Source organism: Streptomyces palmae, assembly GCF_004684805.1.
GTDB classification, from domain to species: domain Bacteria; phylum Actinomycetota; class Actinomycetes; order Streptomycetales; family Streptomycetaceae; genus Streptomyces; species Streptomyces palmae.
This window is the reverse complement of sequence record NZ_SRID01000416.1, coordinates 1-5,775: the sequence shown is the minus strand read 5'-3', so window position 1 is coordinate 5,775 and position 5,775 is coordinate 1. Positions and strand designations below refer to the sequence as shown.

The following is a 5,775-nucleotide window of genomic DNA, read 5'->3' as shown; positions in this document are numbered from 1 at the left end:
ATGAACCAGGGGCCGGGCACCGGGCTGCCCGAGGGGGCGGTGGTGGCGTCCTGGCGCGGCTCCGCGGGCGGCATCGCGGCGGCACGTTCCGGTCATGACGTGGTCATGTGCCCCGAGCACCAGGTGTACTTCGACCGGCGGCAGGCGCCCGGCCCTCAGGAGCCGGTGCCGCTGGGATACGTCGCCGGCCTGGAGGACGTCTACCGGTTCGAGCCGGTGCCCGCGGAGCTGACGCCCGCCGAGGCGGCCCGGGTGCTCGGCGCGCAGGCCAACGTATGGAGTGAGGTACTGGAGGTCCCGCAGCGGGTGGACTACCAGACCTTTCCCCGGCTGGCGGCCTTCGCCGAGGTCGTCTGGTCCCGCGGGCTCCCCGCCCCGGCCGAGCGGGACGTCACCGGCTTCCTGGAGCGTATGGCCGCGCACTACGCGCGGCTGGACGCGCTCGGCGTCGATTACCGGCCGCCGGACGGCCCCCGCCCCTGGCAGCGGCGACCGGGACTGGTCGGACGCCCGATCGACGGATCGCCCCCGATCGTGTGAGCCGTCCCGGCAAGCGCCTCACCGGCGCGGTGGGTCCTGGAAGCGTGGTGCCGCAGCCGAAGCCCCAAGTCGCACAAGGAACCCGGAACCGTGGCCATCGGTACTCCGCGCGGACGCGCACCCCAGCCGGCGATCCGGGCCATCATGATGGCCCGGTACGGAACACCGCTTCGTGGACCCTCGCGACAGCGGGCCCCGAAGATGTGCCAGAGTTGCCACGTCCAGGCCGTCAGCACGTACCGTACGGCGGAACAGCCGAGGACACCGGGGAAGGGGCAGCGGTTGACCACGCACGCACCGCGGGCGGCGCACACGGTGATGTTGCCGGGCTCGCTCGACGAAGCAGTGGCGGCACTCACCGCCATGCCCGCAGCCGTGCCGGTGGCGGGCGGTACCGATCTGATGGCCGCGGTCAACTCCGGGCTGCTGCGCCCCGCCGGGCTGGTGGGCCTGGGCCGGATCAGCGAGATCCGGGGCTGGCAGTACCAGGACGGGCACGCGCTGCTGGGCGCCGGACTCACCCACGCCCGCATGGGCCGACCGGACTTCGCCGCGCTCATCCCGGCGCTCGCCGCCGCCGCCCGCGCCGCCGGACCGCCGCAGATCCGCAACGCGGGCACCCTGGGCGGCAATATCGTCAGCGCCGCGCCCACCGGTGACACCCTGCCGGCGCTGGCCGCGCTCGACGCCGTACTGGTGGTCGTCGGCCCCAAGGGGATCGAGGGCGGCACCACCAGCCGGGAGGTCCCGGTGGGGCACCTGCTGGCCGGGGTGGAGATGCTGCGCCCCGGCGAACTGGTCGGCTTCGTACGGGTGCCGCTGCTGCACGCCCCGCAGGCCTTCCTCAAGGCCACCAACCGCACCGGCCCCGGCCGGGCCACCGCCACCGTGGCCGTGGTCCTCGACCCGGCCCGCCGCCAGGTGCGCTGCGCGGTCGGCGCGGTGGCACCGATGCCGCTGCGCCCGCTGGACGCCGAGGCATGGGTCGCCTCGCTGATCGACTGGGACGGAAACCGGGGCCTGGACCCCGAGGCGTGCAGGGCGTTCGGCGAGTACGCCGCCGCGGCCTGCATCCCCGACCCGGTGCGGCCGGACGACGGGTCCGAACCGGTCACCCTGCCACCGGCCGCGTTGCATCTGAGGCGTACGGTGGCAACCCTGGCCCGCCGAGCACTGGGGAGGGCACTCGCGTGAGTGACGAACAGCAGCCGCAGCAGCCCGCGCACGGGGGAGGCTGGCAGCCGATCCCGAGCGGTCCGGAGTACGACGCGGAGGGCACGGCGTTCGTGCAGCTGCCCCCCGAGTTCGCCGATCCCGCCGGCCCGCCCGCCGACTGGGACCCGCTGGCGGCGCCCGGCACCGGCTACACCCCGCCGCCGTCGGCACCCGCGCAGGGCGGGCAGTGGCCGACGCCGGGGCACGGCGCGGCCTACGCCTACCTCCACCAGCCCGCGCAGCAGTCGGAGGGCCAGAAGCCGGCCGAGCGGCAGCAGTCGAACTCCGACCGCCGGCAGCAGTCGGGACGCCAGGAGTCCTCCGGTGCCGGTCCCCGCGGCGGCGGCCAGGGGCGCGGACAGGGGTCCGGCGGGCGCCGCCGGGAGTCCGCGGCGCGGCCGGGTGAGTCCTCGGGCGGGCAGCCTGGCGGGCGGCCGGCGGAGGGTCAGCCGGGCGGCCCGCCGGCGAGCGGTCAGCGGGGTGCCATCTACCAGGAGCCCACCCCCCAGACCGGCTACGGGTCGGCCCTGTACCAGACGACCTCCTATGAGCCCGCGGCGTACGAGCAGGGCGGTTACCAGCAGCCCGGATACGAGCAGGGCGGCTACCGGCAACCCGGCTACCAGCAGGCGGGCCCGGAGCAGGCCGGCCACCCGGACCAGGGGCAGCCGGGGCCCTTCGGGCACGAAGTGCCGCAGGGGGCAGGCGACTCCGATCCGGCGGCCACCATGCAGTGGCGCATGCCCGAGCCCGATGACCCAGCCGCCGCCGGGATGTCCGGCGGCTGGGCCGGCGAGGACAGCGGCGAGTACCCGGTGGGCCCGGCGCACGGCGCGGACCCCGCGGTGCACTGGCCGACCGCCGACCAGGACCCGGCACCCACCGGGCAGTGGACGATCCCGGTCACCGACGAAGGCGCCGACGACAGCGGCGAGTTCCCCGTCGGGGACGCCTCGGCCGCGGTGCGGTGGCCGATGTCGAACGCGGGCGGCACCGGCGAGTGGACGGTCCCGGGCGCCGAGCCCGGGCAGCCGGGTGACCCGGGCGGGTCCGGGCCGGAGAGCCACGGTGCGGCCGGGCCGGCCGGGGGCTCGGGTGGTCCCGCCGGGGTCGGACACCCCGGGCAGGCCGGGCCGTATGACGCGGCCGGTGAGGCGCCCGGGCTCGCGCTCGGCGACGCGCTCACCCAGCGGGGCCGCCCCGCGCAGCCGGACCCCGCGGCCGACCCGCACGCCACCGTGCAGTGGACGATGCCGTTCGACTCGGCGCCGGGCGCGGGCAGCCCCCAGACCGGGCAGTGGTCGATTCCGGTGGCCGACGAGGGCGTCGACGAGACCGGCGAGTACCTGGTCTCCGAACACCCCGGCCCCGCCGGCACCCCGCCGCCGGGCTACCGGCGCGACGGACTCGGTGCGGGTGACGTACGGCGGGCACCGGACGGGTCGGCGGAGGGATTCCCCGGTCCCGGCGGTGCGGACGGCGGCCACGTCCCTCACCCGTCGACCGGCGGCGCGCCGGACGCGGTGCGGGGCGGTGTCCCCGGCGGCCGGCTCCCCGAGGCCGGTACGGGCGGTCAGCCCCAGGACGCCCATGGCGGCGCACCGGGCGACGGTGTACCCGGCGGCACCCCGGGCGGGGCGGTCGGCGGCACGGCCGGGACCGGGCCCGAGGACATGCGGACCGCCGCACAGGGCGCCGGCGAGACCGGCGGCCCGTACGCCACGGGCGGCATCCCCGGCACGGGCGCGCAGAGCATGAACGGTGCGCCTGGAACGGGTGTTCCGGGTGCGGGTGCCGTTCCCGGCGAGGGCGTGCCGGGGCACGACGGTCCTGCCGGTGCGCCGGGCCGGGGCGGCGTTCCCGGCACGGGCACCCTGGGCCGGGGCGTGGCGGATGGCGCGGGTGCGCCGGGGCGTGACGGTGGGCCTGGTGTAGGTGTGCCGGGGCATGACGGTGCTCGCGGTGAGGGTGTGCTGGGCCCGCGAGGGGTGCCTGGCGTCGGCCTGCCGGGGCATCAGGGTGTTCCCGGCACGGGTGCCGTTTCCGGTGCGGGTGCGCCGGGTCATGAAGGCGTTCCCGGTGCGGGTGTGCCTGGGCGTGAAGGTGCTCCTGGGCGTGACGGTGTTCGCGGTGCCGGTATGCCGGGATATGACGGCGTGCCCGGCGTGGGTGTGCCGGGGCATGAAGGTGTACCCGGTGCGGGAGTGCCGGGGCGTGAAGCTGTCCCCGGTGCGGGTGTGCCGGGTCATGAAGGCGTGCCCGGAGCAGGCGTGCCGGGACATGACGGTGCTTCCGGCGTGGGTGTGCCGGGGCCGCGGGTGGTGCCCGGTGCGGGTGCTCCGGAGGTTCGGGGTGGGGGACAGGCGTCCGAGGCCCCGGAGTTCGGCCGCCCCGGCGCCGAGCACGGCGGGCAGGCCGAGGGCGGCGTGCCTGGCTACGAGGACCCGGCGGCCGGCTACCCGGGCGGCGCTGAGGAGACGTACTCGACGGACGGGCGTGGTCACGGCTACCCGGTCGACGGGGTCCAGGGCTCCGGCCCCGTACCGGCGGATGGGCGGCACGGTCTTCCGTACGCCGACGCCGAGCACCCAACGACCCCTCCCAGGGGCACTCCGAACGACAGCACGCCGAGCGGCGGCACCCCGCTTCCCGGCACCCCGCTTGCCGGCACCGCGCTCCCCGGTGCGGCGGCGCACCAGCCCGTGGACCCGTACGCGGTCGAGGGCACCGGCGCCCACCCCCTGAAGGGTGCGGCGGCGGGCCCCGGCACGGCCGGCCCGGGCGTGCCCGGCGGCGGTGACGGTGGCGACGGTGCTCATGTGGCTGGTGCGCCGCCCGCCCAGGGCCGGCTGGCGGGGCAGCCCGGCGCCGGACCGGTGGGGCCCCAGCCGGGCGTACCGCACGCGGAGGCGGTGGCCGGCGCGGAGGGCTCCGGCTACGAGCACGCTCCGTTCGACGGCGGCGCTCCCCAGGACGCCGGGGTGCCCGGTGTCGGCGCCACGTTCCAGGGTGTGGTGACGGAGGGTCGCGAGGGCGGCCCGGTCGCCCCCGGGGACGGGAGCGCGGCGAGCGGTGGCCACGCCCCGGGTGCCGTCGGAGACGGTGCCGGGGGCAGGGCGGCGGGCGAGCCCGGTGCCGCCCCGAGCGCGGTCGGCGGACGAGGCGGCGGGCAGCTTCCCGAGCGCCCCGGCCCCGCACAGGTGCCCGGCGGCGCGGCCGCTGGGCAGCAGACCGTCGACGGCGTGCCGTCCGGTGGTGCCCTCGCCGGTGGCGCCGGACCGGTCGGCCCCGCCGAGCTTCACGGGACCGGCCCCCAGGAGGGAACTCCCCCCGGCTCCGCCCCGATCCACGGTGACCGGCTCCGGCCGGACGCCTCCGGCGGGGCGATCCCGGGTGCCGAGGCGCCTCTCGCGGGCGCGGACGTCCTGGACGGCCCGGACGCCGTGGACGGCACCGACCCGCAGGGCGTGCGCCCGACCCCGGCCGACGCGGCGTCCACGGGCCGGCACCCGGTCCTGGGTCCGCACCCGGACGCGGGTGTCGAACTCGGTGCGGGCAGCGGCACACAGGCGGGCCGGAACGGCGCGCACGGCGGCGAGCCGGACGCCCACCCGGGCCCGGCCGAGGCGACGGCCCCCGCGGCGGACACCGGTGCCGCCCACCCGGGCCAGGACCTGCCGGGCGGCGCGGACCCGCACCCCGCCCCCGCGACCGGCGAGGCCGCCGGCGCCGCGGCCGACTCCCCGTCGGGCCCGGACTCCGCAGCGGCCATGCCCGGGGCGCCGGAGGCCGGGACCGTCTCGGACTCGGAGGGCGAGACCGCCCCGGACCCCGAGGCCGCGGCCGACCCGGCGGCGGACCCCGGCACCGGAGGGGAGCAGGACCCCGACGCCGACCCGACCGCCCACGCGGAATCGGACCCCGGCGCGGATCCCGAGGCAGCGGCGACCGCTGCCGGTGGCTCGGACCAGGTGCTCGACCAGGGCCCCGGCTCGGCCGCCGCCACCGGTCCCACCCCCG

General features: G+C 78.4%; 3 protein-coding genes. All 3 read left to right on the top strand.

All coding sequences use genetic code 11. The features are described from left to right. A partial coding sequence (locus E4099_RS28100; RefSeq protein WP_167828505.1) for a family 20 glycosylhydrolase occupies window positions 1-540 on the top strand: 540 nt, incomplete at its 5' end. A gap of 282 nt (window positions 541-822) precedes the next feature. Continuing rightward, on the top strand, window positions 823-1,734 hold the full coding sequence (locus tag E4099_RS28095; protein WP_135341937.1) for an FAD binding domain-containing protein: 912 nt from the start codon (window positions 823-825) through the stop codon (window positions 1,732-1,734). Further along, window positions 1,731-5,775: DNA polymerase III subunit gamma/tau domain-containing protein (locus E4099_RS28090; RefSeq protein ID WP_483414781.1), on the top strand; the 4,045-nt coding region annotated here is incomplete at its 3' end. The genes E4099_RS28095 and E4099_RS28090, both read left to right, overlap by 4 nt.